Below are 25,643 nucleotides of genomic sequence, written 5' to 3'. Positions count from 1 at the left end.
CGAAGGGAGACACACGATGACGACTGCACACACCGATTCCAACCTCTGGCCAGCGCGCTCTCGCCGGTATTGCGCGATTCGCCTCGCGGTCGTCGCGACTGCCGGCACCCTCGGCCTGGGCGGCTTTGCATGCTGGTCCATCAACCCGTGGTTCGACTACTCGATCAACCTGACGCATAGCCTGCCCGGAACCCTCTACATCACGCATATCGGTGAGCCCGTTAAGCGCGGCGATCTCGTCGCGTTTCGTTGGCAAGGCGGTGCTACCTACCCGCGCGGGGTGATCTTCATCAAGCGCGTCGCGGGTGTCGCCGGCGACACCGTGACGATTCGCAACGGCGTTTACTTCGTCAACGAGACGCCGATCGGACGTGCGAAGTCCGTCACCTTCGCCGGCGTGCCGCTGACGCCCGCACCGCCGGGTGTGATTCCGAACGGGCGCTACTTTGTGGCGACACCGAATCCGAACAGCCTGGATTCACGGTACGCGCTGACCGGGAACATTCCGCAGCCCGCGATCATCGGGAGGGCGTATGAAATTTTCTAAGGCGGCAGTTGCCGCATTCATGCTTGCCGGCACGATTGGCGTAACCCACGCCGGGATGCTGGGCGCAATCGGTCCGACCTACCCTATTGCGGAGCCGGACGCAGTCGCCCAGATCATGGCGACGCTGCGCGCAAAGGAGCGTACTGGCGAACTGACGCGCTTGCAGGAAGCGGCAACCGGTCGATCGCTCGACAGCGCTCAACACCCGGCGCCGGTCGACGGAATCCGTACCGCAACTGAACGCAGCCAGCGCCTGATCGACCCGACCGTCACCTACGGCAAGCCGGTGATGACCGACGACGGCCACGTTGTCGTCCCCGCGGGCACGAAGCTCAATCCGCTGGACCTGATGCCGTTCACAGAGACGCTCGTGTTTTTTGATGGCCGCGACCCCGAACAGGCCGCAGGTGTCGAGCGAATGATGGCGCACGCAGACGCACGCGTGAAACCGATCTTAATCGCTGGTTCGTGGTTAGACCTGACGAAGCAGTTCAAGAAGCAGGTTTATTTCGATCAGCGCGGTGTGCTGACGGAACGCTTCGGCATTACGGTTGTTCCGGCTGTGATTCGGCAGCGAGGCAAGCAACTCGAACTGTCCGTCATTCCCGCAAAGGAGCTGCAATGATGCGCTGCCTCGCGACTCTTATTGGTTTCGTTGCGGCGTTGCTGCTCACGAGCGGACCCGTGCTGGCCGCCGTGTCGTCGAACTGCAATGGCAAATTCGCCAATCCGATCACGGACATCTGCTGGAGCTGCATCTTCCCGATCTCGCTGGGCGGCACCCCGATTATCACCGCCGGCCAAGAGGACGGCGACAACCCCGCCGGCCTGCTTTGTGCGTGCGGTCCCGTAGTCGGCATAAAGATCGGATTCTGGGAACCGGTGCGTCGTGTCGACGTAACACGCGTGCCGTACTGCTTTGTTTCTCTCGGCGGGATAAAGATCGATCCGGGTATTCGTGCGCCGGAAGGCGAGATCCGGATGCAGCAGGATCTGACGAAGCAATCCAGTTACCAGGTGCACTGGTATCCCGACCCGATCCTGTTCTGGCTCGAAGTGCTGCTCGACTTCGCGTGCCTCGAGACCGGCAACTTCGATGTCGCCTACCTCACCGAAATCGATCCGACCTGGAACGACGACGAACTGACGATGCTGCTGAACCCGGAGACGTTCCTGTTCGGAAACCCAATTGCGCAGGCGGCCTGCGCTGGTGACTGCGTGCTGTCAACCGCAGGTTTCGGCAGCAACGCTTTGTTCTGGTGTGCAGGGTGCAACGGTTCGATCTATCCGTTCAACGGTCACGTGCAAGCGCACATCTCTCATGTGCAGGCGAGCTCGTTGCTCGTACAACGGATGACGGCGAAGCTACATCGCGAAGGGCTCCTGTGGGGAACGATGGGCGGCAGCGGCCTGTGCGGCAGCTACCCGATGCCGGTGATGGACAAAACCCAATACAAGTACCAGATGCTGTATCCGATTCCCGAAACGGCCAAAACGAACGGCCGTTGCTGCCAGCCGTATGGGCGTACCACTGCAATCTGGGGTGCCGGCAAGAGCTATCCGTACAAGGGCGAAGACTTCGCCTACATGGTGTTCCGCAAAAAGAATTGCTGCCTGGGAGTTCTTCCGTGATCCAGTCCATCATCGCCCCGCCCGTGAAGCGCCTTCTGCTCGCGACCATCGGTTTGAGCACTGCGATGGCGGCCGCGGCCGCCGGCACTCTCACCACGATGCCGTCCGACGCGCAAATCTCGGTCGAACGTGCCCGCATCGATCGTGAGCGCAAGCCGATGTTCGCCGATCCGAACCTCGTACGTTCGGCTGCGGGGAATGCGTTCCCCGCTATTCCGACACCACCACGCGCGCAGGTTGATCCGCTGGCGGTCGCGCAGCGCTACGCAGCGCGTGTGCAATCGCGCAAGCAGGAAGAACTGCTGGCCTTCGCCAGCCTCTCGATGCCCGCGGAGTCCCTCAAACGTCTCGTGCGCGATGTCGGCCGCGCCGGCGGCGCTGTCGTGCTGCGCGGTTTCAAGGATGGGTCGCTGAAGACAACTGCCACTGCTATCCAGGCGCTTGGTGTCGACGCGTCTGCCGTGCAAGTCAATCCGAACGCGTTCAAACAGTACCGCATCACGGCCGTCCCGGCGATCGTGCTCGTCAAAGCGGATCGCGCCCTCGATCTCGATGCCGAAGGGTGTTCATTACCGGCGAATTTCGCGGGCGTGATTGGCGACGTGACGGTGCCGTATGCGCTTCGGGAGATCGGACGCCGGTCGCCGGAGTATCAGCCGTTGGCTGATCGGATGCTTGCAGGCCTGGGGGAACACTGAAATGTTGACCAATTTTGCCCGACTCCAGTCCCGACATAGGACCAGCATCCACGTTCAGCGAGCGATGTTCGGGCTCGTGAGCCTGGTTGCGTCCGTCGCATTCGCGCAATCGACGCCAGAGGCCGCATTTCAGGCAGGGAAAGACTTCGCAGGCCATGGCAAGAACGCGGCCGCCGGTGCGATCAACTCTACGACCGGTCAGCAGAATCTGCCCTTCTACAACGCGAACGCGCCCGAGTCGGCCGATTTCGGCAACGGCATGGGTGCGGTCGGAGCTGCAGGCTCTCAGAAACAGATCACCTGCCAGTCTTACAAAGCTGGCTCGGCATTCGATCAGCAGGAATGCGACGCGGTGAATTTCATGACGCGCAACCCTGGTGAGCGCCAGAAATTCAAGATCGACAAGAACAAGGATCCGCTAATGACCGGGTCGAAGAATCTGATCGCGAATCCCGGTGCCGCACAAGGTAGTGACACGCAGCAATGTCACATCGAGCAGACCAAGATCCCGGGAAAGACCACGACCGAGACCTGCAGCGAGACCCAGACTCTCCGCGACCAATCCTGCCAGAAGGTTCTTTCGGTCGACGTGCAGATGAGTTGCCAGCCGGCCGAGTTGTTCCAGGCGCTCGACCTGCCGCGTAACGCCGTCGACCACGTCAAGATCTTCGCGAAGTGCGATCCCGCTGCGCAAACCCACTCCTACATCGAGATGACGGCAGATGCGTTCGGCATTCGCGGCGGTACGGTTCGCAATGCAACCGTCCAGGTGCCGAAGGATGTTGGCAGCATTCCAGCGTCGTCATGGACCCAGATCGTCGGCGGGGGCCTTGGCTACCTGCTCGTGATGACGCATCCAGACTGGTCGTACGCGATTCGCAACGTGCCGGTATACATCCTCAAGGATTCCACCGGCTGTCAGCCGGACTCCGATCGATGTGCGTATCACATCTATTGGGAATGGACCGAGTTGATGAACGTCTGCGACATGAACGACAACTGCCCGCTCGTCCCTGTCCTGCAGGCTAAGAACGACGGCTGGGCAACCGGTGTAATCCAGAAGACGTCGATCACGGACCACTGGGACAACCAGTGCTTGTACCTCGACTCCCGTTCGCAGTAGGTGCCCCATGTCGACACGAAATTTCCTTCGGATTTCACTTCTTTTCACAATGGCTTGCCTCGGCGCCGGAGGCGTTGCGCACGCTGACCCAACGTGCCAGAAGGTCAGCGAGGTGTGCGTCGACGGACCGTCGACCAAGAACATCTCCGGCGTCGACGTGACCCGAGATTGCTGGCGCTACACCGCCACCTACCAGTGTCGGTCGTCCGACACGTCGAGCGACTGCCAGGCGCTGCGCGATCGTGGCTGCGGGCAAGTCGGCACGCGATGCTTGTCCAGAGCCAGCGATGGATCGTGCATTACGCAGGAGAACACGTTTCTCTGCAAGACAACACCGGATCAGATCGTGAATCAGACCGTGTGCGACAAGGGTGCGTTTTGCCAGAACGGCGTGGGCTGTTTCGACACCAGCGCTCCACAGGACAAGGATTTCGGGAAAGCCGTCGCGATGCTCGAAGCAGCGCGCGAGGCCGGTGTATATGGCGTCAGCTCGAAGGCTGTCGAGATCTTCAAGGGCTACCACGAAACCTGCAGCATCAAGGGCGTCGGCGGTGCCACGCTGTCGAATTGCTGCTCGTCGAACGATGGCGGCCAGAGGTTCGTCAACTACGCGATGCTTGCGGTCGGGACCGGTAAAGCTCTGGCGGCCGGTTCGCACTATATGTACGACGCGCTGTACCAGAACATCGACAGCACGCTGATGAGCAAAGGTATTGGTGCCGCGAACAGCGTGACGTCACTGTTCACCGGTGGCGGATTTACGCCAACCTTTGGCATGTACGGCTTCACATTCAGTTTTTCGTTTTCTTCGGGCTTCACGTTTGTCGGCTTCGACCCGTCGACTTTTGCCCTGTCTGTCGCCATTCAGCTGGCTCAGATGTGGCTGAAGTGCAATACGGCCGAACAAACCCTGTCGCTCAAGCGCGGCCAGAACCTGTGTGTGCAGACGGGTACGCGTTGCACGAAAAAAGTCCTCGGCGTGTGCCTCGAGCGCGAGCAGGACCACTGCTGCTTCAACTCGATCCTCGCGAAGCTGATCAACCGTCAGGGTCGCGCGCAGCTCGGCATGGCGATGGACCAGTGCGGCGGGTTCAGCGCTGACCAGCTCACCCAGCTCGACTTCTCGCGGATCGACTTCTCGGAATTTATTGCGTCGGTTGCGCCAAAGAACCCCGACCAGGGCGGCATCACCGGCAACGTCGAGCAGACCGTCAACGACAAGGTGAAGAACTACTACGGAAACGGAGACTGAACATGGCGGAACACGATCATGCATTCGCACGCTTACACGAATTCCTGCCGCACAACGACCGCACGTCCAGCATGCCGCTCATCCGGGAAGTCGACGCGTGGACCAACGGCGTGCGCTTCGCGCTGGCGGCCGTCGCGCAGGCGTCGCTGGAGCCGCTACGCGCGACGCTCGACGCGTGTGCTCGCGAACGCGCGAGGCTGACGGCCGCCCAGGATCTGGCGCCGGCCGACGACGGCGCACTCGGTGATGTCGTTCGGGCAGCCATCCGGACGATCGATCAGCAGCTCGAACTGATCGCGACACGAGCGACGGGAAAGCGACTCGACAAAGCGCCGCTCGTCCGGTCGCTCACCCATCTGCGGGCCCGACTCGAGCGGGCAGTAGCGTCAGCACCGGCCCCGGCAAAGGAGACCAGCGATGCAATCTAAGGTGCGTACCGCGCGTCTGCTCAATCGGGCGATTTGCGTGGGGTGCGGTTGCGACGACTTCAATGCGTGTTGGGATGACGCGCACGACAGTCCCTGTTTCTGGCTGCGAGTCGACTACCCAGCCGGTCTGGGGGTGTGCGGCGCTTGTCCAGAGCACGCGGCAGGCTGGGATGCCGGTGACCGGACCGTCAATGTTCCGATCGACGACCTGTCGGCCGCCAACCTCGCTTCCAACGGGAGACCAACGTGAGCCAATCCACAATTTCGACCGCCCGGCATCCTGACGCCCAGCTCGCGCTCACGATGCTGATCCGGCACGTGCATCGCATTGCAGTCATCGAGGCGGCCCGCGTCGCTTCGGGCGAAGTCACCCCGCAACAGGCGTGTGCCTCGGTCATTCAGTGCGGCACGTCGCTGGCGGTCACCGCGCACTACTTCGGCGCCGACGACGTCGCCGACGCGATTGCCGAGGTTGTCGACCGGGAGGCTGCTCTCCTCAATCCGGTGTGGCGCGACACTGCGCAGCCACCAGCCGCGATCGGAGCAACCGCATGACTTCGCGCGTCCTCCGAAATCCTGTCGGTGCGCTCTGCATGTCCGCGCTGCTGGCCAGCGTGCCGATCGCGCCCGCCCGTGCGCAGGTCGATGGGCAGGTCTACGACGACACGCGGGTGCTGATTGCTGACACGATTCGTTACGGGCATGCACCGGGGATCGTTACGGGCCCGATCGCCGAACAGTTTCGTTGGCAGTTCCAGGCGACGGGGGCGCTGAAGGTCGCGACCAGCGTCGAGAAGGATCTGCCGCAAGCCGACTGCAAGCGCGTGCAATTCGTTTGGACGCAGGCGGGTGCCATCACGCCGAACGGCCGCGACGACGCTGTCCTGACCATGCACATGAACATCTGCGCCGACGGTAGCCCGCCCGGCGATCCGGAGTAACTCCATGCGCTCCAACCTTTCCATTCTCATTGCTTCGGCGCTCGCCCTGTCCGGTCCTGTTCACGCCACCGACAACCCGCTCGACTACCCATCGATCTGGAGTTGCCGTGCCGGTGACGTGAGTCCGTACGCCCCGCGCACGAACTGGTACTGCGACGACACGGACCAGGCGCAGTCACCTGCGCTAGGCGCCGCGTCTGCGCCGAGCGCTGCCCCCCAACGCATCGAGATTCCGGACATCCGGACGGCTGAGCAGATGCGCAAGGAGCTCGCTCGCCGGCTTGACCTCGCGACGATGGAGCCCACCGACGACCACATCCGCGACTACCTGCAGCTTTGGCAGGTCACCCAGCAGAAGGGTTCGACCTTCGCCGATGCGTGGCGTCGCGTGGTTTGGCAGGATCCCGCGCTCGACTACACCCTGACCCGCCCCGCCAACAACGCGGCGATCAAAGTGTTCGACACGCAGCGCGACCAGGATCAGGAGACGCAGCTGCGCGCGCTAGCCAAGGATCATGGGCTGATCTTCTTCTTCCGTTCTGATTGCCCGTACTGCCACGCGATGGCCCCGGCCGTGAAGATGCTCGCCGACAAATACGGGATCGACGTGCTCGGCGTTTCGGTCGACGGGCGCGGCATCGACGAGTTCCGGCATCCGGCCGACGGTCGTGCGCAAGCCGTCGCATGGGGCGTCGAGCGCGTGCCGGCGCTCTTCATCGGGTCGAAGCAGACGGGCGACCACGCCGCGATCGGCTTCGGTGCGATGTCCGTATCCGAAATCGTCAACCGACTTTTCGTGCTCACCGGCACGCAACCCGGTCAGACGTTCTAACGAGGCGCCCATGTGTAGCGATCATTTCGTTGCGGCGGTACTTCGTAGTTCGGTGAACGACCCGGATGGATCGATAGGCGATCCCTTCTCGCTCGCATTGGCCGCGCGGTGTCAATGGGCGCTGGCTACTTGTCTCCACCCCCACCTGACTGGAGACGAAGAGGACGCTCCACGCTACCGAGCGGCGATGAAAAGTGCCGAGCGACTCGCGCGGGAAGCGGCCGAGGCTTTTCCGCATGCTCCATGTTCACAGCTACTGATTGACGTGCCGATGCTTCAGGACGCCTTCGAGAATCACGCTGCGCTCGTGCTCGAAGAGCTGCGCGCCAGGACTGAACGGCACGAGCGGGACATCAAACGCGAGTACGAGCGAGAAGAAGAGCGAAGGCGGGTTAATGCATTGATCGAGAGCGGGGATTGGAAAGCATTGGGTCTACCGACTCCCGACGAACTTGTCGCGAAGTTGTTAGCCGGCGAACCAGACGAGATTTGTGGCCACTTCGTCGTGTACGAGAAGGAGCTTGACGTTGTCTGGTTCACAAACCCGTACGGCGTTGATGGCGCGCTTTGCAGCCAGCCCAACGTCGCGACGATGACATCGTTCCTGATCGACATGGCGCGGGGCGTCGAGTACGGCCCGATTCCGTAATTGTATGTGCGCACCGGGACCAGCCCGGGTCAAACCTTCCAACGAGGTACCTATGATCACCGAACAAGCCACCGTGCCGACCGTTGACGCAAATACTGATCGTGCGCGGCCCGCCATCCGGCTCAACCGCGCACAGATACTGCAGCTGCTCGCAGTGGCCGACGAAGAATCGAGTGTCGTGACCGTTCAGTTCGGTGCGGCGGGACAATCGGGTGCCGGCCTGTACGCATGGGATGAGGAGTATCCGGACGAAGGTGCGAGTTTTCTCGATCCGGCCGGTCGTGCCGATGGCGCAGCCATCGAATTGCCAGCGACGTCCGTCGGCGATTTGGATCCGATCTCGCGAAATCTTCATCCGCGTACGGCGGACCTCGTGTGCCGCTTCAGCATCGCACTGGCAACGAAGCTTGCGCAGGCCGAGCACAAATACGGTTACGCGGACTCGTGGGCGGCGCCCGACTGGATGGACGAGTGCCGCGAACAACTGTTGCGCCATGTCGCTAAGGGCGATCCGCGCGACGTTGCCGCCTATTGCGCATTCCTCTGGCACCACGGCGAGCCGACTGTGAAGGTGACGGGATGAGCCGCCTCACCAAAGCGCAGCGCGAGCAATTGCGCGGCAAGTACGACGGGCGGTGCGCATATTGCGGTCTGTCGTTGTCCGAGCGCTGGCACGCAGACCATTTTGAACCGGTGCGACGCGACTTAAAGCTCGTGGAGACGGACCGCGGTTGCCGCTGGAGGTCGGGACCGCCGACCCGGCCCGAGTTCGATGTCGTCGAAAACTTCATGCCTTCCTGTGCGCCCTGCAACATCGACAAGCATGCAATGGATCTCGAGGCATGGCGCGAGAAGCTTAGCCGCACGCTCGACGTGCTCAACAAGAACTACCCGACCTATCGGCACGCGCGTCGCTTCGGGTTGGTCGTAGAGACCGCGGCGCCGATCGTCTTCTACTTCGAACGAGTGTCGGCGCAGGCCTCACGGGCTATTCCTTTTGCGAACCAGGAGAGCATTTCGTGAGCGAAAACAGCAATATCGCCTGGTGTGACCACACGTTCAATTCATGGATTGGTTGCACGAAGGTCTCGCCCGGCTGCGACCACTGCTACGCCGAACGTGAGCGCGCCAGCACGGCACTCCGCGTTGTTTGGGGCGCGGGCAACCCGCGCCATCGCACGGCCGAGTCCACCTGGAACAATCCGAAGCGCTGGAACGCTCGGCACGCTGAATTTTTCGCTAAGCACGGCAGACGCCAACGAGTGTTCTGTGCATCGCTCGCGGACGTTTTTGACAACGCCGTGGATCCTGCATGGCGCCGTGACCTCTTCGAGCTGATCGCTTGCACACCGAATCTCGACTGGTTGTTGCTTACGAAGAGGATCGGCAACGCACGCATGATGCTCAACGACGTCGTCGACGAGTTGTCACATGGGCTCAATACCTGGGATGAAATGCCGTGGGGGAACGTCTGGGTCGGCGCGACGATCGTCAACCAACCTGAGGCCGACCGAGACATATGGAAGTTGCTCGTCGTGCCGGCGCGAGTGCATTTTCTTTCGATCGAGCCGCAGCTCGGCCTGATCGATCTCGAATCGGTTGCCTGGCCGAATACCGATGGCCACCGTGTCGACGTGTTGCGCGGCGGCTACTGGAATCAGGCGCCTTATATGGCGGGCGCACGCTCGGCCGCCCTCGGGGCCCCGAAGGGCGGCTTTACGAACCACTTCGACATGCCTGCCACTGTCGACGCGGTGTTTGTCGGTGGTGAGAGTGGCCCGCGCGCACGGCCGACACATCCGATGTGGATTCGCGCGTTGCGAGACCAGTGCGCCGGAGCCGACGTACCGTTCTTGTTCAAACAATGGGGCCAATGGCGGCCGGGCTCGGATGCAACCAACGAGCAGCTCGATGCCGCCCGCGCCGACGGCTGGGTTTCTCTCGACGGTGCGTTCCACGACGGGAAGGACGAACGGGCGTTTCGCCCGGGTGACGAGCGCGTCATCAGCATCGGTAAAAAACTGGCGGGCCGCACGCTCGACGGCGCGATTCACCACGCCTTTCCAGGCGAACGTTCGACAACCGGGCCGGCCGAGCGCCAGTCTGGCCGGCCGGTCCCGCAATCTCGAATCGTCTCGCATGACGGAGGCCAACATGCCTAAGCTTCTCGCTTTTCCCCTGGTTCGGCGGACTCTGCGCGGCCTGCAGGTGCTGTTGGCGGGCGCATCGATCGCTTGCCTCGCGTATACACAGCCGGCGGCCGCAATGTCGATGCAGCAGCTGTTCGACACCGTGAACGCCCAAGGGAACTATACCAGTCCGGCTGCGCTGCAGGGCCAGACGCTCAACATGTACTCGGGCGGTTCGCTGTTTATGCGTATGCCCAAGCGTACGTACCAGCTGAGCTCCCTGACCCCTCCGTCATGGAATGCCGGGTGCGGCGGGATCGACCTGTTTATGGGCGGCTTTTCGTTCATCAACAAGGAGCAGTTCGTCGCAATGCTGCGGAACATCGGCTCCAATGCGCTCGGTTACGGTTTCAAGCTTGCGATTCAAAACCTGTGTCCTACCTGCGACAACGTCATGCAGGCACTGGCGGCCACCGCGCAGCAGATCAACCGGCTGAACATGGATTCGTGCGAGACGGCGAAGGGACTGGTGAACGCGGCAGTCCCCGACTCGTGGACGCGCGGCCGGCAAGACGCCGCGAAGAATTTCGGGGTGGATTCGAACATTTTCGAGAACATCACGGACGCGTGGACCAACGTGATGAACGACGAGAACAAAGCCGACAACGTTATCAACCAGGTCAAGCAGGACAACCCTGCGGCGAAGGATGTTTTGCCGACTGGCAACGTCGTATGGAAGGCGCTCAAGAAGGTCGACGGGATGACCGACGAGGAACGCATGGTACTGATGTCGCTGGTCGGCAGCATGATCTTCCCGACTGACAGCAACGCTCAAGCCCCCAAGCCGCTGATGCCGACCGACATTGATGTCGCGACACTGATCGGTAATGGCGTCGACGGCGACACGATCAACTTACCAATCTGGCGGTGCGACACCACGGCCGCCGATGGCTGCTTGAACCCGTACAGCGACAATCTGTCGACTCGCAGTTTCCGTTCGATGGTTCTCGCCAAGATGAACGACATCGTTGACCACATCGCGGCACGCTCGCCTCATAGCGACGTGAGCCAGGTGGTCGCCTTCCTGAACACGACGGACCTTCCCATCTACGCGATGCTCGCGGCCGGTACGCGCTACAACAACACCGAAATTGCGGACAGCACGATGGGGGTCTATATCGATCTGATCGCCGCGAAGTACGCTGAAACCTACATCCGGCGGTGCACGAAGGATCTGCAGGAGGCTATCGGCAAGTACGCAGCACTTGCTGACGCATCGCAAACGCAGGCCTTGAATGACCTGAAGCCTCAACTCGAGCGTATTCGCAACACGGCGCACGAAGCGCTGATGCAGGCGTACACCCGGACCGTCAGCACGCATTCGCTCACGACTGAGCTGCAGGCGATGCAGCGTGCGGTCGATTCGAACCTGTCCGAAACATTGCGTTCGTCGCTGGCGTTCGGCAAGAGCCTGAACTAAAGGATCGCCCATGAACATGGAAATCCAGACCTACTGGAACGTCGAGACCCTTTACTACGTGCTCAACGCCATTGCGTCGGTGATGACGAGCGGAGGTTGGTCTGGGCTGGTCAAGTTCGTCTTCATCATCGCCCTCCTGATTGCGATGTTTGCGTACATGGGGCGTCACGGTGACATGGCGATGTGGTTTATCCAGGCGTTCGCGTTCGTGACAATCCTGAACATGCCGATTGCGCGCGTCATGCTGTCCGATCGAACGGACCTCCAGCCACCACGTCAGGTCGACCATGTGCCTGTCGCGCTGGCCGCGATCGCTCAGGCCAGCACGCTCTCGTTCGGGTTCCTGACTCGCGCATACGAAACCGCTTTCAACGTTCCGGACGATCTCGGGTTGGCGAAGGGCGACGTCGGTTTCGGGCACCGGATTTTACGGCAGGTCAACTCTGCCGTTGTCCGCGATCCCGCGCTGCGTGCTGACCTGATGCAGTTCTTCAAGGAATGTACGAAGTACGACATCCTCGATGGGGCGATCGCTCCCAACCAGATCGTCGGGGCGACCGATACGTGGAACACGATTTTCAGCAACACGAGCCCGGCACGCTTCGTCACGTACAACGTGCTAAGCCCCCAGCCTGTCACGGATACCTGCCAAAACGTTGCGCTGATTCTGAAACCTCGTGTCGACGCGGCTGTCGCAGACGCGCAGGCGTTCTACGGACGCAAGGCATTTCCGCAGGCGAGTTCGGACAGCATTGCACAGCAGATGTTTATGTCGACGGTCGCGACGTCGTATTCGTGGCTGCTAGACGCTTCGCAATCGTCATCCGACGCAATGAAGCAGGCGATGTTCAACAACATCTGGCGCGACGCCGGCCCCGGCATTGCGCGGGCGCACGACGACCCCGCTGCCATCGCGGATACGAACGCCCTGATCGCGGAAGCAGAGGCGGCTCGTCAAGCGAACGGTTCGAACAGCGCGCTGAGCCTGCTCGGCCAGGAGACGATCCCGCACATGCGGAACTGGATCGAGGCGATCACCTACGGGCTGTTCCCGCTCATGGTCTTGCTGATCATCCTGGTGCCGCAAGAGAAGGCGAAATTCGTGCTCGGTGGCTACTTCATGATCCTGCTGTGGATTGGGCTGTGGCCATTGCTGTTCGCGATCATCAACCACCTTTCTTTGATGTGGCTGCACTACAAGCTCACCGCACTCCACCTCTCGTCAGGGGTACCGTTTCAGCTGTCCACGGCGTTCGATTCGACGCTCGTTGACGAGCAGGCAATGATCGGCTACATGGTCGTCCTGGTGCCGTTCATCGCGGGGGCGATCGTCAAGATGGGTGACGGGGCGATCTTCGGTCTCGCTGACCGCGCCCTGACTGGATTTTCGACGGCGGGTAGCCGCGCCGGCGCCGCAATTGCGTCGGGCAACTACAGCATGGGCCAGGCTGGCCTCGATACCGCGTCGGTCAATACCACGACGATGCAGAAGTTCGACGGCAACATGCTGATGAACTCTGGCATGAAGACCGTGCAGCTGTCGGACGGCTCGATGATGGCTGTATCCAGCAATGGCCGCGCAGCGTACCAGAAGCTCGGCAACCACCTGCTGACTTCGATGCAGCTCGAGGACGCGCAGAATTCCGGCCACAGCTTCGACAGATTCAGCGGCTCCACCGCGACGTCAGGATGGAGCAGCTCGACGCGCTCGGGCAGCTCTGTCGGTAGCAGCGAGAGTTTTGGGCGCGCCACCGAGCGGGGTGATACCCAGAGCATCGCATCGGAAAGTGCGACGACGACGTCGGGCGGTACCAGCGGTCGGTCGATGCACGACGAGAGCGTGGGACAAACCAACCATATTGGTACGCGGTTTGGTACAGGGATCGGAGCGACAGACAGCATCCAGCTGCACGCCGGCGGGAGTGGGCATCTTGGAGTCGACGCCTCACAGGGCGGCGGCACGCAGCGCGCACCTGGTGCGGCCGCTGGCGACCGCGATGCGCGTCGGGTGGCGAATGCGATGCGACAGGGCGGTGCCACGCCCGATCAGATCGATTCTGCGATGCAGAACATGCGCGGTAGCCAGGCTGGAGGGGACGGTGCACCTTCGGTGAGACGTGGGGGCGGTGCGTCGCTAAGCCTCGGGGCGCAAGTAACCGGCATCCGCAACTACACGGCCGGGCACGATCGCGACTGGTCGTCCCAAGAGGACCATCGCACCGGTGACTCGGTAACGACCGGCAGCGAAGTCAGCCAGACGGGGTCCACCAGTGCACGAAACGCAACTGGTTCGCAATCGTCGCAGTCGGATCGCCACGACTCGACCGCCACTCGGTCCAGCTTCTCCGAAAGCGCGTTTCAGCGCGAGCACGGGGTACACAACGAGACTGGCTCGCGTTCTTCGTCGACGGATGGAAATTCCATGCGTTTCGCGATCGAACACAACCTTGCAGAAGATCCGGATTTCATGGCGAAGGTCGGGCGTCGCAATAATTTGTCGGCGACTCGTATGTGGCAGATGTCCGAGGACAAACTGATCGGGATGGCCGCCGAGTACCTGGACTGGAAGGCAATGGCGCAGAACATGCGTGGCCCGCACGCGCCTGGAGCGAACGATGACGCGATCGCGCCGAAGCTGAGCCACGACTTCGGGTCGCACCGTAGCGGCGCGCCGTCGTCGCGAGGACATGGAGGGGCTGGTCAGGGCGCATCGGGGGCCGGTGACTTTGATAACCGGGTCAAGGCAACCGGCTTCTCTTCCACGGATCCGGTCAAACCCAACATGACGGCGCCGAGCGAGATCTCGGCAGCGCAGCACGCGCTCGACCAAGGCCGCAACGTGAGTCAGCGCGCGAAAGGCTTTGATGAAGACGTGAAGAAGCACGCAAGCCCGGACCGCGCCCTTGGAGAGGGCCGAGTGACACAAACGGAGGTCAATGCGGCGAACGAGGATCGGGATCTTGCCGATACCGTCCGCCGGTCATGGAATGGGCCGCGCCGTGCGCTCGGACTGAAGGAATACGACGACTACGACACGAAGGACGTGCCGCCGAGGATCAAGAAATGAGCTTGGTCGCCGTCGTCCATTCGTCACCGGCCGGCATAGGAGTTACGCCGTGCGAGGTCACGTACATCGGAACGCTCGATGGTTTGGGCGCGAGCGTGGGTTCGTCCGTTGCGGCATCGAACGCAGCGGTTCGGGATCTGCGGAACGTGGTGCCGACAAGCGTTTCGATCACCACGATGATGAACCGCACCACGATCAGGTCGTTCATCACGGCGGACGTGCCCGTCATGCCCGCGCGGCTCAGCACTTCCACCGCACCGGCCCACAGCAGCAGTGCCGCGACGAGCCACACAGGCGCAAATCGCCGAAACCAGGCAAACCGAAGCAGATGCCGCAGCGGATGCCGCAGCGGATGCCACAGCACATCGAAGAAGGCTCTCATCTCGAATCCTTTCCGACCGTCACGCTCTTGTGCTGGATGCGTGCCACACGTGCCGGTATGTTGAGGAAGCCACAGGAGATAACACCATGATTCTTTGCAAGTTTACCGCGTTTCATGCTCCCCGTGGTCGGTTGAGTCTGCGCGCCACAGTGATTCCCGCAATCAGCGCTCTGGCCGTCACGTTGGCTGGCTGCCAGGACATCCCGATCGCTCGCCAGCGCCTGGCCGAGCTTATTGCTCCCCGTGACGTCCGCGCGGTGGCAGCGGTGCCGGCGTCCGGCGCGTCTAAAGCGTCATCGAACGTAGCTGCCCCGGTTGCCGCAAGCGCGTCCCGTTCTTCGCCCTCTTCCAAGCCCCGGGATTGGAACAACCCTTATCCGCTCAAGCCGGCCGACTCGACCGGCTACAGCCTTCACATGTAAGGAAACAGCCAGCCATGCGTCCTTTCCTCACCCTCCTTGCTTCTGTCCGGTCGGTCTGTTGCATCGCCGCATGTGCGTCTCTGTTTGTAACGGGATGCACCAACGCGCCGATCGGCGACCTGCAACGGCAGTTCGCCGGAACGCCCCTGACGCCGTACCAATCGACCGCGCCGGCTCTGATCTGCCGCGGTTGTGAACTTCGCTAAACCTGGAGACCGACCGTGCAGAAGAACGCCCTCTTTAACCACAGCATCATCCGCTACGAAGTAGCCCTCGGTGTCGTCGGCGCCGTAATCAGCAAGTGCGCGGAGCAAATCGGCGATGCGCTGCGCCAAACACCGCCGGATATGGTGGCCGTCACCCACCTGCAGGCGCAGCAACGTGAGCTGGAGGAAGTACGCACCGGCATCGATCCGTACGACACGGACAAGATCGACGCCGTCATCGCGCAGTACGGCCCGCTCGCCCGCGGCGAGCAGTTCCTGTGAGGAGCCGGCCATGCCACGCGAATTTGACAAAGGAAGCACGCTTTCCGGGACCACGGGGCGAGGCGGGTCGTCTTCCGGGTTGATCGAGGCTCTGACTGCATCGACGCGCGAGACACGCTGGGGAGCCGTGCCAGACCCGGTTGCACGCGAAGTTCTCAATTCACGAAGTATTCATGATCTGGACCACGAGCTAGCTGCGCTGGGAATGAAAGACCTGCAGCCGCTGTCCGCTGGAGCATCGTCGGTCGTGCTCCAGACGAGCGGCAAAGTTGTTCGCGTCGGGGTCGGCGAGCCGCCGCCCCGACCGAATATACCGGAGGTACTGCAGGCAGAACGGTCCGGATCTGTCGGCTACCTCAGATACGAAGTGCTCCCAAGAGTCGAAACCCATGGGATTACCCTTGCGGATGTGCAACAGCTGCAAGGTCAGCTCAAGAGCCGCGGTTACGAGTGGGGTGATGCTGCACCTGACAACGCGGGCCGACTGGAGGGGCGGCTTGTTGTGACAGACCCGGGCGGGATTTCTCGCGCCGACCGGGACAAGGTGCTGATTTCGGACAACGACCTCCATCGTCTCTACCGCGCCGTTGAGGTGGCCGACATCTCACGTACCGCGCACCAGGACGCCCCGACAGCGATCGTGCTCGGCGGCCAACCCGGCTCCGGTAAGACTGGCCTGTCTGGTATTGCGCTGCAGGAACTCGCAACGCGAGGCGGTGCCGTTGTGATCGATGCTGACCGCATGCGCGAGTACAACCCCGACTATCGGCGCTTGGCGGCCTCGGAACCCGAGCATGCCGCCGACCTGACCCATCCGACCGCCGCCCAGTGGGCGAATCAGCTGCACGAACGCGCGATCTTCGAGCGACGAAACCTGATCGTCGACGGCACGATGCGTGATCCCGAAGACGTTGCTCGGGTTGCACGCCAACTGAAGGACGCCGGCTACACCGTCGACGCCCGCGTGATGGCGGTGCCCGGCGACGTCTCGTACGCGCACGCACGTTTGCGCTACGAGGCGCTCGACAACGAAGTCCAGGCGGGTCGCGTTGTCAATCAAGCACAGCATGATCAGGCCTATGTTGGCATCCCCAAATCGCTCGAGCGCCTCGAGGCGGATAAGCTGGTCGACCGGATCACGATCTATGACACTGCGCGTCGAGAGGTCTATCAGAACACGCTCGAGGGTGGGCAGTGGAAGTCACCGCCCGAAGCCGCCAAGACGCTCGTTGCTGTCCGCGAGCGTGGTCGAACCCACGATGAGCGAGCCGAGTTTGTTGAAGCGCTCGCCACGGTCGAAGCACAGACCGGTGTCCGTAATTCGGTCTCCCCCGGTCGTGGTCCGCAAGATCGAGCAGACTGGACCGCCCGCCTTGACGCCGCCCGCAAGGATCTTGCCGAGTTCGAGAAATCCCCCGCATTTGCCCGTGCCAAAGCCTTCGACGACGGGCCAAGCGCACAGACGCTCGCACGCCACCCCGAGCTCGACGCGGCATACAAGCAGCTGGCCGACCTGCGCAAGGGATTTTCGCCCGAGACACCCGACGCCGAGCGCGATCGCCAGTATTCGGCCGCAGTCGCGAAACTGTCCGTGCAGCTCCATCGTGGCGAGGTGCCGAAGGGCGACGTCGGGCCGGAAGATTCGCGCCGGGTGATCAACGCGGCCGCTCGGGAGCGGAACCTGGTCGTTCGCGAACCGGAGCCGGATCGCATTGTGCAGGGCGAAGTCCTCGCTCGCTCGTCGCAACACGCGCTGGTCCACGTCGCAGGCAGCGACAACGTCGCAATCGTCTATACCCGCGCGCAGCTCGAGCGCGACATCGAGCCCGGCGAGAAGCTCGGATTCGCCCACGAGCAGCACGGCGCAACCCGCGTCATGACGCAGCAGCAGGCGCAGGAAATGACCGATTTCGCGCGCGACCGGGATACCGGGATGGAAAGGAGCCGCTGATGAGCGCCCGCTACGAATTGTTCGGCGAGACCTACGATGGGGACACTCGCGACCTGTACTCGCAGCTCGCGCAGGCATACGAGCAGAAGATCAGGCCGCTGTGCCGTTGCCGCGATCCGGAGCCGGGCGTCCCGATGTACATCGCCCGATTCGACGGCCGGTTCCTGATCAAGCGCATGCCCGGCACCGCCGGCCAGCACAAGCTCGGCTGCGACTCGTACGACTACCCGCCCGAGTTGTCGGGACTCGGCGACGTCGAGGGCAGCGCGATCGTCGAGGATCTCGAGTCCGGGCAGGTCACGCTGAAGTTCGGGTTCGCGCTGTCCAAAGGCGCTGCGCGGAAGATGCCCGAGCCGTCCGGGAAAGAGGCGGACAGCATCAAGGCCGACAGCAAGAAGCTGACGCTGCGCGGCACCCTGCACTATCTGTGGGAGCAGGCCGGGTTGAATCGCTGGTCGCCGGCGATGGCGGGCAAACGCAGCTGGTACGTGGTGCGCAAGTATCTGCTGCAGGCGGCGGCCGACAAGCAGGCGAAGCGAATGAACCTCACGGACATGCTGTACATCCCGGAGTCCTTCGTGCTCGACCAGAAGGACCAGATCCAGCAGCGCCGAACCGAACACCTGACGCACATCTCGGTCTCGGAATCAGGTGAGCCGCACTTCATTTTGGCGATCGGCGAACTGAAGGAAATCGCGTCGGCCCGATTCGGCTTCAAGCTGGTGCTGAAACACCTGCCCGATCATGGGCTGATGCTCGAGGAAGCAACCCACAAGCGGCTCAAGAATCGCTTCGAGGCCGAACTCGAGCTCTGGAACGCGCTCGAGGGCACGCACCTGATGTTGATCGCAACGGCCAGCCTGTCGCGCACCGGCATCGCAACCGTCCAGGAGTGCTCGCTGATGCTGACCACGGATCAGTGGATCCCTTTCGACGACAGCAGCGAGCACACGCTGCTGCAGGCGCTCGCGCGCCGGCGGTACGCGAAATGCCTGCGCTACAACCTGCCGTCGAGCCGGCCGCTCGCGAGCGCGGTGCTCACCGACGTCGAACGTGCCACGGCGCTCTATGTCGTGCCGCCGAGCGCTGATGAAGCGTATCAGATGGCGTTCGACGCACTGCTTGTGGACAGCGACCTCGATGCGTGGATCTGGAAGCCGCTGGAGGGCACGATGCCAGCCCTGCCAGAACCCGCGACGAACTGGCGGAAGTTCGTCGCAGCGCAGGCCGCGCGCGAGTCTCAGCGCGACAGTCAACTGCCGTTTGACTGCGAGCCGCACCACGAACGCGAGCATGGGGAGCACAAGGCATGAATCTAATGTTCAATCCGTTCGCATTCGGCACGTACGACTGGTACGTGGCCGAGGCGAAGCTGACGCCCGCGAAAGCGGCGAGCGCCATCCTTCGGAACGTCACATGGCGGTTTCCGATCAGCGCGGAAGCGCCGCAGCCGGAACGAGGGTATGACCGATCATGACCGCACCGATCTCACGCGAGCGAGCACGGTCGGTGACGACCAGGGTCGGGCCATCGGGTGGAGCGTTGCCGCCGATGCATGATCTGCCGACCTGGTACGACGCGTCTCCCTGCTGGTTGATCAACTTGCCGCAATTCGTGACTGCTGCCGCGACGGTCGGTTTGATCAGCGTCGCGTCTGTGCTGCTGTCGCCATACACGCCGCTTTGGCCGTTCGGCTTCAGCTTGACGCTTATCCCGATCGCGATCGCCACGAGCGCGGCCCTCGATACCGCGGCGATGTGCGTCGTCATCGATGCCGCTCGGGTCACGGTCAAAACCGGCATCGCCACTCGCCGGACCGCGAGTGTCGAGCTCTACCGCCTCGTGAATGTCGATGCCGTGACGGCGTGGTGGCAGCGTCCGCTCGGGTTCGGCACCTTGATACTCGAAACGAGCGACGCGTATCGACCGGTGTGGGTTGTGCCGGGTGTCCGCAACGTCGAATTCATGCGCGAAGTGCTGACCCGCCAAACGCTCGAGCTGCGCATCGCACGTGGCGTTCGCGAAGTGAACATGGGGCGCCTGTGACGGTGAGGGAAACCATGACCAAACGTAAGGCTGGATCCACGATGTCGCCGGACAAGAAATGGTTGCCGCCAGAAATTGAGTATCTGCGCGAGCGGTACCCGCACGTCAAGGCAGACCTCATTGCGCGCGTGCTCGGCTGCCCGGTTCACATGGTGCACAGCAAAGCGGCGGCGTTGGGGATTCGCAAGTCCCCAGAATTCTATGCGGATGCCGACTCCGGTCGCCTCGACGGCTCGAGAGGCGCTGCATGTCGTTTTCCTAAGGGCCACGTGCCCTGGAACAAGGGCATGAAGGGCATCCAAACGGGGGGAGAAGCCACGCGGTTCAAGAAGGGGCACCGACCGGCGAACTGGATGCCGATCGGCAGTGAGCGCTATTCGAAGGAGGGTTATCTGCAGCGCAAGATGACCGACACCGGTTATCCGCCACGCGATTGGGTCGCTGTTCACATTCTCTTGTGGGAAGCCGAACGCGGCCCGGTGCCGGTGGACCACGCTGTGTGTTTCAGGGACGGCGACAAGTCGCACATCGCGATCGAGAACCTCGAGTGCATTGCACGCACCGAGCTGATGCGCCGCAATTCAATTCACAACCTGCCCGCGGAGCTGAAGGGCGTAATCCGCCTGAAGGCGGCCGTCGTACGAACCATCAACCGGAGAAAAGCATGAACACAATCGAGGATCTGCGTGCGCATCTGTTCGAGACGCTCTCGGCGCTGCGCGACAAGGAGAAGCCGATGGAAATTGAGCGGGCGCAGGCGATTGCCGAAGTCGCCCAGGTGGTGATCAACAGCGCGAAAGTCGAAGTCGAACACCTGAAGATCGCAGGCGGCAAGGGCACTGGCTTCATCAGGGAAGGCAACCTGCCGCCAGGAATTACCGGCTCGCAGCAGCATCGAGTGCGCTGACACGTGCCGCTATCAACGCAAACCGATTGGAGAAATTCATGAGCCGTCTTACTACCTTGGCCCTTCTCATGGTGATGTCGTTGCTGACATCGGTCGACGCGCGCGCCATCGCAGCGGACGCGCGCCCGGCACCACTGATGGGTGTGCCGGTTATGACCGGCCTCTCGCGCGTTCGTCAGCCCGAAACGCTCGCTGCAGCTCCGACGTCTCTCGACACCGTTCGTAACAAGCTGAAGGCGATCGCGCCGTTCGCCTATCAGGCGTTGCAAGCAGTTGAGGCACAACGAGGTGCGCAGTATCGCGACAACGAGATCCCGGCAGTTGCGCGTACGCCCGAGTTTCAGGCGGAACTGAATCAAGCCGTGCAGCGCTTCTGTGAGAGCCCACAAAACGCAAACAGCCTCGCGTGCCAGCCGGTACCGACTGCCGCGAACGCCTCAGCGACCGCCAGACCTCGCGATAGCGACGTCCTTGCAACGGCGCGAAAAACGCTCTCGGGAAATGAAGAAGTGATCGCCCCGAGCAACTGATCCTGTACCCCGTAGACGCAATAAAAACCTCACAACGACCGGCCATCCGATGAGCGCACATACCTGTCGCGGTCGGTATGTCAACGTACGCCGGCCGCTGGATCCTGAAGGCGTCCGGCTCGACCAACACGCGCGGCACGGTGGCCGCCGGTGCCGGCGCCGCCTACGTCTGGTAATGCCTCCGCCGACCTTCTCATTTACCTGGAGACTCTGATGAAACGACCCAACAAACGCACTGCGCTCGTTGCTGCCTGCGTTGCTGCCTGCGTTGCTGTCGCAGCGTTCCTTGTCACCGTTGGTGCTGGTCACCGCGCCTGGCCGATCGTCGCGGCGTCGCTGCTAGCGATTCCGCTGGCCACCTGGTTCGTCGATGTCACGCAGCGATGGCGGCAACGCCAGATCGACGGCAAACCCGTCGTGACGATTACCGAGGCCACCGTTTGGGAGTTGCGGTTGAACGATGTGCCGGCGGCCGAGGTGCGCGAGCACGTCGTCCGCCGCATCGAGCGCGAACTCGATGAGGAACGGCGCTGGGATCTGAAAATCGCGTCGACTCTCAGCTATGCCGGAGCCGTGTTGCGTCAGCTTGTGTACGTCGCGCTTTGCGTGCCGTTCGCGATCTTCGCATTCGCGGGTCTGTCATGGGCTGCCAATCCGGGCGGCTTTGCGCATCTCGTGCACCAGATCCTCACCGCAAATGAAACGGACTTTCGTGCAGCGATAGACGCCGTTGTGTGGACCGCGATCGGCTTCAGCGGTCTGGTTCTGGTCACTTGGCGTGCTTTCGGAGGGGGCACCCGATCGAGAAATCACTACGACGAAGCGTGGCACGAGGAGCTTCGTCTCGCCGCGCGCATCGCACCGCGCGGTGAGCTCACGCTGCACCTGTCGGGCCAGGAAGTGCCGGCGGGATTCCGCGTCACACGGGGCCCGCGTCTCACCGTGCATTACTGGCCGAACAGCCGGCACAGCTCGCACGATCGACGCGACGTTGCCTGAAGAAAATCGCCCGCGCAAAAGAAAAACCCCCGTTGCCGGACGGGGGCTTTTCAAGATGATGCGCGACGGAGAAAAGAGCCAAAGTCGGCGACACCCACAACGAAGCCGATTCTATCGAAGCTCTTTTCGCTGTCAAGCGACATCTGTGTGACCACAACCATCATAAATTGAGCGCCAGATGAATCGAATCACCGAGGACGGGAAACACTCCCGAAATGAGGAGCTCGCCGCGCCAGCAACGCTCCGAGATGGCCGTCGCCGCAGGCACGGACCAGCGCGCTCACGAACAATCGATCAGCCGACGTCTATCGGCAAGGAGCGCGGCCGCCGCTAGGTTCGCGCGTGAGCTTTCCTTCCATCGATCCGTTCCTGGCAGGCCGCTGCAACTCGGCCAGCATGGGCGCGCCCGATCCGTTCGCGGCAGCGGCCGCGGCGATCGACATGCATGGCGTCGGCACAACCAGGGTGCCGCGGCCAGAGCGCGTATGGCCGGACGATATTCCATCGCCGGCGCCGGCGAACGCACCGCGGATTCTGCGCGAGCTCAAAGCCCGGCTGTCCCGCTACCTCGACAAGCCGTCGCAGTGGCTCGCGCAGTTGAGCGCCGCGAACGGCAGCCGGCGCCAGCAACGCAGCGAGCGCCGCCTCGCGTGCGTCCAGCTCGCCCGCGCGATGATCAAGTACTGCGACCTGCGCACGATGCGTATCGGCGTGCCTGGCGAGGCCGGCTGGATCGACTTCACACTGCCCTATCTGGCTTCTCAGGCCGGGCTGTCGGAGCGCCGAGCCGAGCGCGCGCTCCGCGACCTGCAGAAGGCACGGCTGGTGAAGGTGCGACGTCAGTGCGAACTCGAACAAACCGAGCGCGGCGTGCGTTACAAGGGCGTCGCGTCGATCAAGTATCTGACGTCGACGCTGTTCGAGGCCTTCGGGCTCGGTAAATGGTTGCGGCACGAGCGCACGCGCGCGCATCTGCGTGCGCAGCGTGGCGCGAACCAGCAGCACAAACGAACACATCGGGGTTCCACGCTGGGTGCGCAGCTCATCGAGCAGCTGGCGGCATTGAGGCCCGCGCTCGACGCAAAGCTGCGGCAGTCGATGCCGCACAGCGTGATGCGGCCGATCTCGAGCGCGCGATCAAGCTTCGCGTCGGCGAACTGCTGCACGCCCATCCCGACTGGGATCGGGACACTCTCTACGCTGCCGCCCGGCGGCAGCTTGCCCCACCTGGTTCCGCCTAGCCGGCGCGATCCAGCCGGCTCCACGACCTGACCTTCCACCATCGCGCAAGCGAGGTACCCACACGGCTGGATGGCCGATTTTGCGGCTTTCTATGGGCGTCAGCGCGGCAGTATCGGCAAAAATATGACGGCGACCACTCGGTTTTGCGATCGTTGCTCGTAGCGCTGTGGATAAAGGTATTTAAATGTCGGGTCCGATCGCATTTAAATGTCGGCTCTTAATCAGATCACAGATCTGACCTACCCCTCCAAATCCACCCGCGGCTATGCCGCGGCTTCACGCGGGCTTCGCCCGCTTGCTGAGACAACACCCTCGCGCCACATACGCCACCCACCGGCAGGCCGTAAGCGCTACGGCGGCCAAAGGCCGCCGCACCGCTAACGGCGCGTAAATCACCAGCACCCGGCTTGCCGGGCGCTGGCTCAACGCGCGCGAGGGCGCGCCCGGCTGCCCGCTATCCTGACCGATCACCAACGGTCTAAGTCTTGCAGCAGTCCCAGTGCTTCCAGCACAAAGCTGGCATTGGGCCAAAGCGTCACGCCGGCCCCCATGGTTGCCGGCACAGCACGGCGCTCATAGGGGTAGCTTCAGAATTCGGGAAAAATCGTACGCTAAGGCGGATCGTCCCCTAGCGCGCCGGGCTCCGCGGGAGGTCGGCGTTATTTCAGCCCGTTGACTAGTTGCCGCGTTGCGACGCGAGATCGATCTCCGTGCGCAGTGCGGAGATCGCGCCGGCGCGCTGTACCAGATCGGGGCGCAGATCCGCGGCACCCCGAAGAGCGTCGACGAATAAGACGAGCTCGTACGGTTCCACTGATCGACAACATGAAGCGGTGGTTCGAATCCACGCTTCTGACGCCGTCGGGGAAATCCGACACCAGCAAAGAGCGATTCAGTACGCGCTGAACTGCCGGGCCGCGCTCGCCTACTACTGCAGCGACGGTCGAGCCGAGATCGATAACCTGCCAGCCGAGCGAGCTTTGCGTGGCGTGGCAATCAGCAGACGCAATTACCTGTTCGCTGGCGCCGATTCGGGGGCGATCGCGCGGTCGCCATGTAGTACCCCACGTACAGTCTCATCGGTTCGGCGCGCCTGAACGAGATCGATTCCGAAGTCTACCTGCCTCACGTCATCGACCATATCGCCGATCACCCGATTAACCACATCGACGAACTGCTGCCAAAGAACGTCGTGCCGATGCTACCTGCCACCGCTCGCACCGCGCCGGTTCACTGAATTGCCAATCTCCTTCCGTCAACTCCTATCGCTACGGTTCCAATCGCACACTTACACGGCGTCTTCACATCCAGTGCTTGATCAACGGCGAGCGCTGCTCCCCCCGATCAAGTCTACCGAGCGCGGCTTCATAGGCGTCGCGGACTGCTTGTGGCGTGCCGTGCACGGGCTTCGGCCGCGTAGCGAAATATTCGTCGAGCGCTTGTTTCAGATCAAGCAACAAGTCATTGTTTGCGTCGTCTTCGAGCGCACTGCTCAGATCCTGGACTCGGGTGGCCAATTTGTCTCCAATGCCGTATTGCTTCAATGCGGCGATCGTCTCGCTGGCGTTACCTACGGACACCAGCCTCTTGATTTCCTCCAGTGCCGACTGGGTAAAGTCGCTGCCTCTCCGGTGCCGAAGCTGGATCACTTCGTCGATGAAATCCGAGGCCTGTTCATTGGCGATGCTTGGGTAGCGTTCGGCGATATGCGCACGCAACATTGTCCGATTATCGGACGTGTAGTTGGCGTCACCGTTGGCCACATAGCGCGGCATCATGCTGGAGATCGCGGCAGCAGATGCCTTTACGGTGGCGAGCTGTGGCGAGACGACAACCGACGCGACTTCCGTTTTTACCTGGTTCTCCACCTCGGCAGCAACGCCCGATGACACCCTACG

General features: G+C 62.4%; 27 protein-coding genes and 4 pseudogenes. 29 read left to right on the top strand and 2 right to left on the bottom strand.

Annotated features, from left to right (window positions below):
• The first annotated feature begins 16 nt into the window (after positions 1 to 16).
• From lepB to ACPUER_RS18075, 16 genes are all read left to right on the top strand, one after another.
• On the top strand, positions 17 to 547 hold the full coding sequence (gene lepB, locus ACPUER_RS18150; protein WP_425131772.1) for a signal peptidase I: 531 nt from the start codon (positions 17 to 19) through the stop codon (positions 545 to 547).
• Positions 534 to 1,172: a type-F conjugative transfer system protein TraW gene (gene traW / locus ACPUER_RS18145; RefSeq protein WP_425131771.1), complete on the top strand. Its 639-nt coding sequence runs from the start codon at positions 534 to 536 to the stop codon at positions 1,170 to 1,172. Before lepB ends, traW begins: the two co-directional genes overlap by 14 nt.
• Complete coding sequence (gene traU / locus ACPUER_RS18140) at positions 1,169 to 2,179, top strand: conjugal transfer pilus assembly protein TraU (protein ID WP_425131770.1); 1,011 nt, start codon at positions 1,169 to 1,171, stop codon at positions 2,177 to 2,179. The genes traW and traU overlap by 4 nt, the downstream gene beginning before the upstream one ends.
• The gene (gene trbC / locus ACPUER_RS18135) at positions 2,176 to 2,877 is read left to right on the top strand and encodes a type-F conjugative transfer system pilin assembly protein TrbC (protein ID WP_425131769.1); all 702 of its coding nucleotides are present in this window, start codon (positions 2,176 to 2,178) and stop codon (positions 2,875 to 2,877) included. The genes traU and trbC overlap by 4 nt, the downstream gene beginning before the upstream one ends.
• A 64-nt stretch (positions 2,878 to 2,941) precedes the next feature.
• On the top strand, positions 2,942 to 4,000 hold the full coding sequence (locus tag ACPUER_RS18130; protein WP_425131768.1) for a hypothetical protein: 1,059 nt from the start codon (positions 2,942 to 2,944) through the stop codon (positions 3,998 to 4,000).
• A gap of 7 nt (positions 4,001 to 4,007) precedes the next feature.
• The gene (locus ACPUER_RS18125; RefSeq protein WP_425131767.1) at positions 4,008 to 5,252 is read left to right on the top strand and encodes a conjugal transfer protein TraN; all 1,245 of its coding nucleotides are present in this window, start codon (positions 4,008 to 4,010) and stop codon (positions 5,250 to 5,252) included.
• 2 nt (positions 5,253 to 5,254) lie between these two features.
• Complete coding sequence (locus ACPUER_RS18120; RefSeq protein WP_425131766.1) at positions 5,255 to 5,680, top strand: hypothetical protein; 426 nt, start codon at positions 5,255 to 5,257, stop codon at positions 5,678 to 5,680.
• A 246-nt stretch (positions 5,681 to 5,926) separates the two neighbouring features.
• Positions 5,927 to 6,235 (top strand): hypothetical protein, encoded by a 309-nt coding sequence (locus tag ACPUER_RS18115; RefSeq protein ID WP_425131765.1) that lies wholly within the window; start codon positions 5,927 to 5,929, stop codon positions 6,233 to 6,235.
• 38 nt (positions 6,236 to 6,273) lie between these two features.
• Positions 6,274 to 6,621 (top strand): hypothetical protein, encoded by a 348-nt coding sequence (locus tag ACPUER_RS18110; RefSeq protein WP_425131764.1) that lies wholly within the window; start codon positions 6,274 to 6,276, stop codon positions 6,619 to 6,621.
• Between the two features lie 4 nt (positions 6,622 to 6,625).
• Positions 6,626 to 7,453, top strand: a complete 828-nt coding sequence (locus ACPUER_RS18105; protein WP_425131763.1) for a conjugal transfer protein TraF — start codon at positions 6,626 to 6,628, stop codon at positions 7,451 to 7,453.
• Positions 7,454 to 7,640: 187 nt separating this feature from the next.
• Positions 7,641 to 8,102 (top strand): hypothetical protein, encoded by a 462-nt coding sequence (locus ACPUER_RS18100; protein WP_425131762.1) that lies wholly within the window; start codon positions 7,641 to 7,643, stop codon positions 8,100 to 8,102.
• A 52-nt stretch (positions 8,103 to 8,154) separates the two neighbouring features.
• Positions 8,155 to 8,685, top strand: a complete 531-nt coding sequence (locus tag ACPUER_RS18095; RefSeq protein ID WP_425131761.1) for a hypothetical protein — start codon at positions 8,155 to 8,157, stop codon at positions 8,683 to 8,685.
• Positions 8,682 to 9,125: an HNH endonuclease gene (locus ACPUER_RS18090; RefSeq protein WP_425131760.1), complete on the top strand. Its 444-nt coding sequence runs from the start codon at positions 8,682 to 8,684 to the stop codon at positions 9,123 to 9,125. The genes ACPUER_RS18095 and ACPUER_RS18090 overlap by 4 nt, the downstream gene beginning before the upstream one ends.
• A complete protein-coding gene (locus tag ACPUER_RS18085; protein WP_425131759.1) occupies positions 9,122 to 10,264 on the top strand; it encodes a phage Gp37/Gp68 family protein in 1,143 nt (380 codons plus the stop codon). The genes ACPUER_RS18090 and ACPUER_RS18085 overlap by 4 nt, the downstream gene beginning before the upstream one ends.
• On the top strand, positions 10,257 to 11,711 hold the full coding sequence (locus ACPUER_RS18080) for a conjugal transfer protein TraH (protein ID WP_425131758.1): 1,455 nt from the start codon (positions 10,257 to 10,259) through the stop codon (positions 11,709 to 11,711). The genes ACPUER_RS18085 and ACPUER_RS18080 overlap by 8 nt, the downstream gene beginning before the upstream one ends.
• A gap of 10 nt (positions 11,712 to 11,721) precedes the next feature.
• Positions 11,722 to 14,778, top strand: a complete 3,057-nt coding sequence (locus ACPUER_RS18075) for a conjugal transfer protein TraG N-terminal domain-containing protein (protein WP_425131757.1) — start codon at positions 11,722 to 11,724, stop codon at positions 14,776 to 14,778.
• Here the strand turns inward: ACPUER_RS18075 and ACPUER_RS18070 are convergent.
• A complete protein-coding gene (locus ACPUER_RS18070; RefSeq protein WP_425131756.1) occupies positions 14,768 to 15,160 on the bottom strand; it encodes a hypothetical protein in 393 nt (130 codons plus the stop codon). The two genes, ACPUER_RS18075 and ACPUER_RS18070, sit on opposite strands and share 11 nt — an antisense overlap.
• Positions 15,161 to 15,246: 86 nt before the next feature.
• Here ACPUER_RS18070 and ACPUER_RS18065 point away from each other — a divergent pair, with 86 nt between their 5' ends.
• From ACPUER_RS18065 to ACPUER_RS18005, 13 genes and pseudogenes are all read left to right on the top strand, one after another.
• On the top strand, positions 15,247 to 15,582 hold the full coding sequence (locus ACPUER_RS18065; protein WP_310143972.1) for a hypothetical protein: 336 nt from the start codon (positions 15,247 to 15,249) through the stop codon (positions 15,580 to 15,582).
• 221 nt (positions 15,583 to 15,803) lie between these two features.
• Positions 15,804 to 16,070 carry a hypothetical protein gene (locus ACPUER_RS18060; protein WP_105833935.1) on the top strand — a complete coding sequence of 89 codons (267 nt, stop codon included), beginning with the start codon at positions 15,804 to 15,806 and terminating at the stop codon, positions 16,068 to 16,070.
• A gap of 205 nt (positions 16,071 to 16,275) precedes the next feature.
• A complete protein-coding gene (locus tag ACPUER_RS18055) occupies positions 16,276 to 18,021 on the top strand; it encodes a zeta toxin family protein (RefSeq protein WP_425131755.1) in 1,746 nt (581 codons plus the stop codon).
• On the top strand, positions 18,021 to 19,334 hold the full coding sequence (locus ACPUER_RS18050; protein ID WP_425131754.1) for a DUF1173 domain-containing protein: 1,314 nt from the start codon (positions 18,021 to 18,023) through the stop codon (positions 19,332 to 19,334). Before ACPUER_RS18055 ends, ACPUER_RS18050 begins: the two co-directional genes overlap by 1 nt.
• The gene (locus tag ACPUER_RS18045; RefSeq protein ID WP_425131753.1) at positions 19,331 to 19,498 is read left to right on the top strand and encodes a hypothetical protein; all 168 of its coding nucleotides are present in this window, start codon (positions 19,331 to 19,333) and stop codon (positions 19,496 to 19,498) included. Before ACPUER_RS18050 ends, ACPUER_RS18045 begins: the two co-directional genes overlap by 4 nt.
• Before the next feature lie 74 nt (positions 19,499 to 19,572).
• Positions 19,573 to 20,067 (top strand): PH domain-containing protein, encoded by a 495-nt coding sequence (locus tag ACPUER_RS18040; RefSeq protein WP_425131752.1) that lies wholly within the window; start codon positions 19,573 to 19,575, stop codon positions 20,065 to 20,067.
• 14 nt (positions 20,068 to 20,081) lie between these two features.
• Complete coding sequence (locus tag ACPUER_RS18035) at positions 20,082 to 20,735, top strand: HNH endonuclease signature motif containing protein (protein WP_310143990.1); 654 nt, start codon at positions 20,082 to 20,084, stop codon at positions 20,733 to 20,735.
• Positions 20,732 to 20,974, top strand: coding sequence for a hypothetical protein (locus ACPUER_RS18030; protein ID WP_425131751.1), 243 nt, complete (start codon positions 20,732 to 20,734; stop codon positions 20,972 to 20,974). The genes ACPUER_RS18035 and ACPUER_RS18030 overlap by 4 nt, the downstream gene beginning before the upstream one ends.
• Positions 20,975 to 21,012: 38 nt before the next feature.
• Positions 21,013 to 21,504 (top strand): hypothetical protein, encoded by a 492-nt coding sequence (locus tag ACPUER_RS18025; protein ID WP_425131750.1) that lies wholly within the window; start codon positions 21,013 to 21,015, stop codon positions 21,502 to 21,504.
• A 65-nt stretch (positions 21,505 to 21,569) separates the two neighbouring features.
• Positions 21,570 to 21,680 (top strand): annotated as a pseudogene (locus ACPUER_RS18020) (YadA-like family protein); the annotation flags it as partial.
• A 37-nt stretch (positions 21,681 to 21,717) separates the two neighbouring features.
• Complete coding sequence (locus ACPUER_RS18015; RefSeq protein ID WP_425131749.1) at positions 21,718 to 22,503, top strand: hypothetical protein; 786 nt, start codon at positions 21,718 to 21,720, stop codon at positions 22,501 to 22,503.
• A 342-nt stretch (positions 22,504 to 22,845) separates the two neighbouring features.
• Positions 22,846 to 23,744, top strand: a pseudogene (locus ACPUER_RS18010) (Crp/Fnr family transcriptional regulator).
• 728 nt (positions 23,745 to 24,472) lie between these two features.
• Positions 24,473 to 24,982: pseudogene (locus tag ACPUER_RS18005) on the top strand (IS66 family transposase); the annotation flags it as partial.
• A 64-nt stretch (positions 24,983 to 25,046) separates the two neighbouring features.
• Here ACPUER_RS18005 and ACPUER_RS18000 read toward each other — a convergent pair.
• A pseudogene (locus ACPUER_RS18000) lies at positions 25,047 to 25,643 on the bottom strand (hypothetical protein); the annotation flags it as partial.

The sequence above is a fragment of the Burkholderia sp. DN3021 genome, assembly GCF_049805555.1.
Taxonomy (GTDB): Bacteria; Pseudomonadota; Gammaproteobacteria; order Burkholderiales; family Burkholderiaceae; genus Burkholderia; species Burkholderia pyrrocinia_C.
Note: the sequence above shows the minus strand (reverse complement) of the source record. Positions and strands in the feature narration are given on the sequence as shown.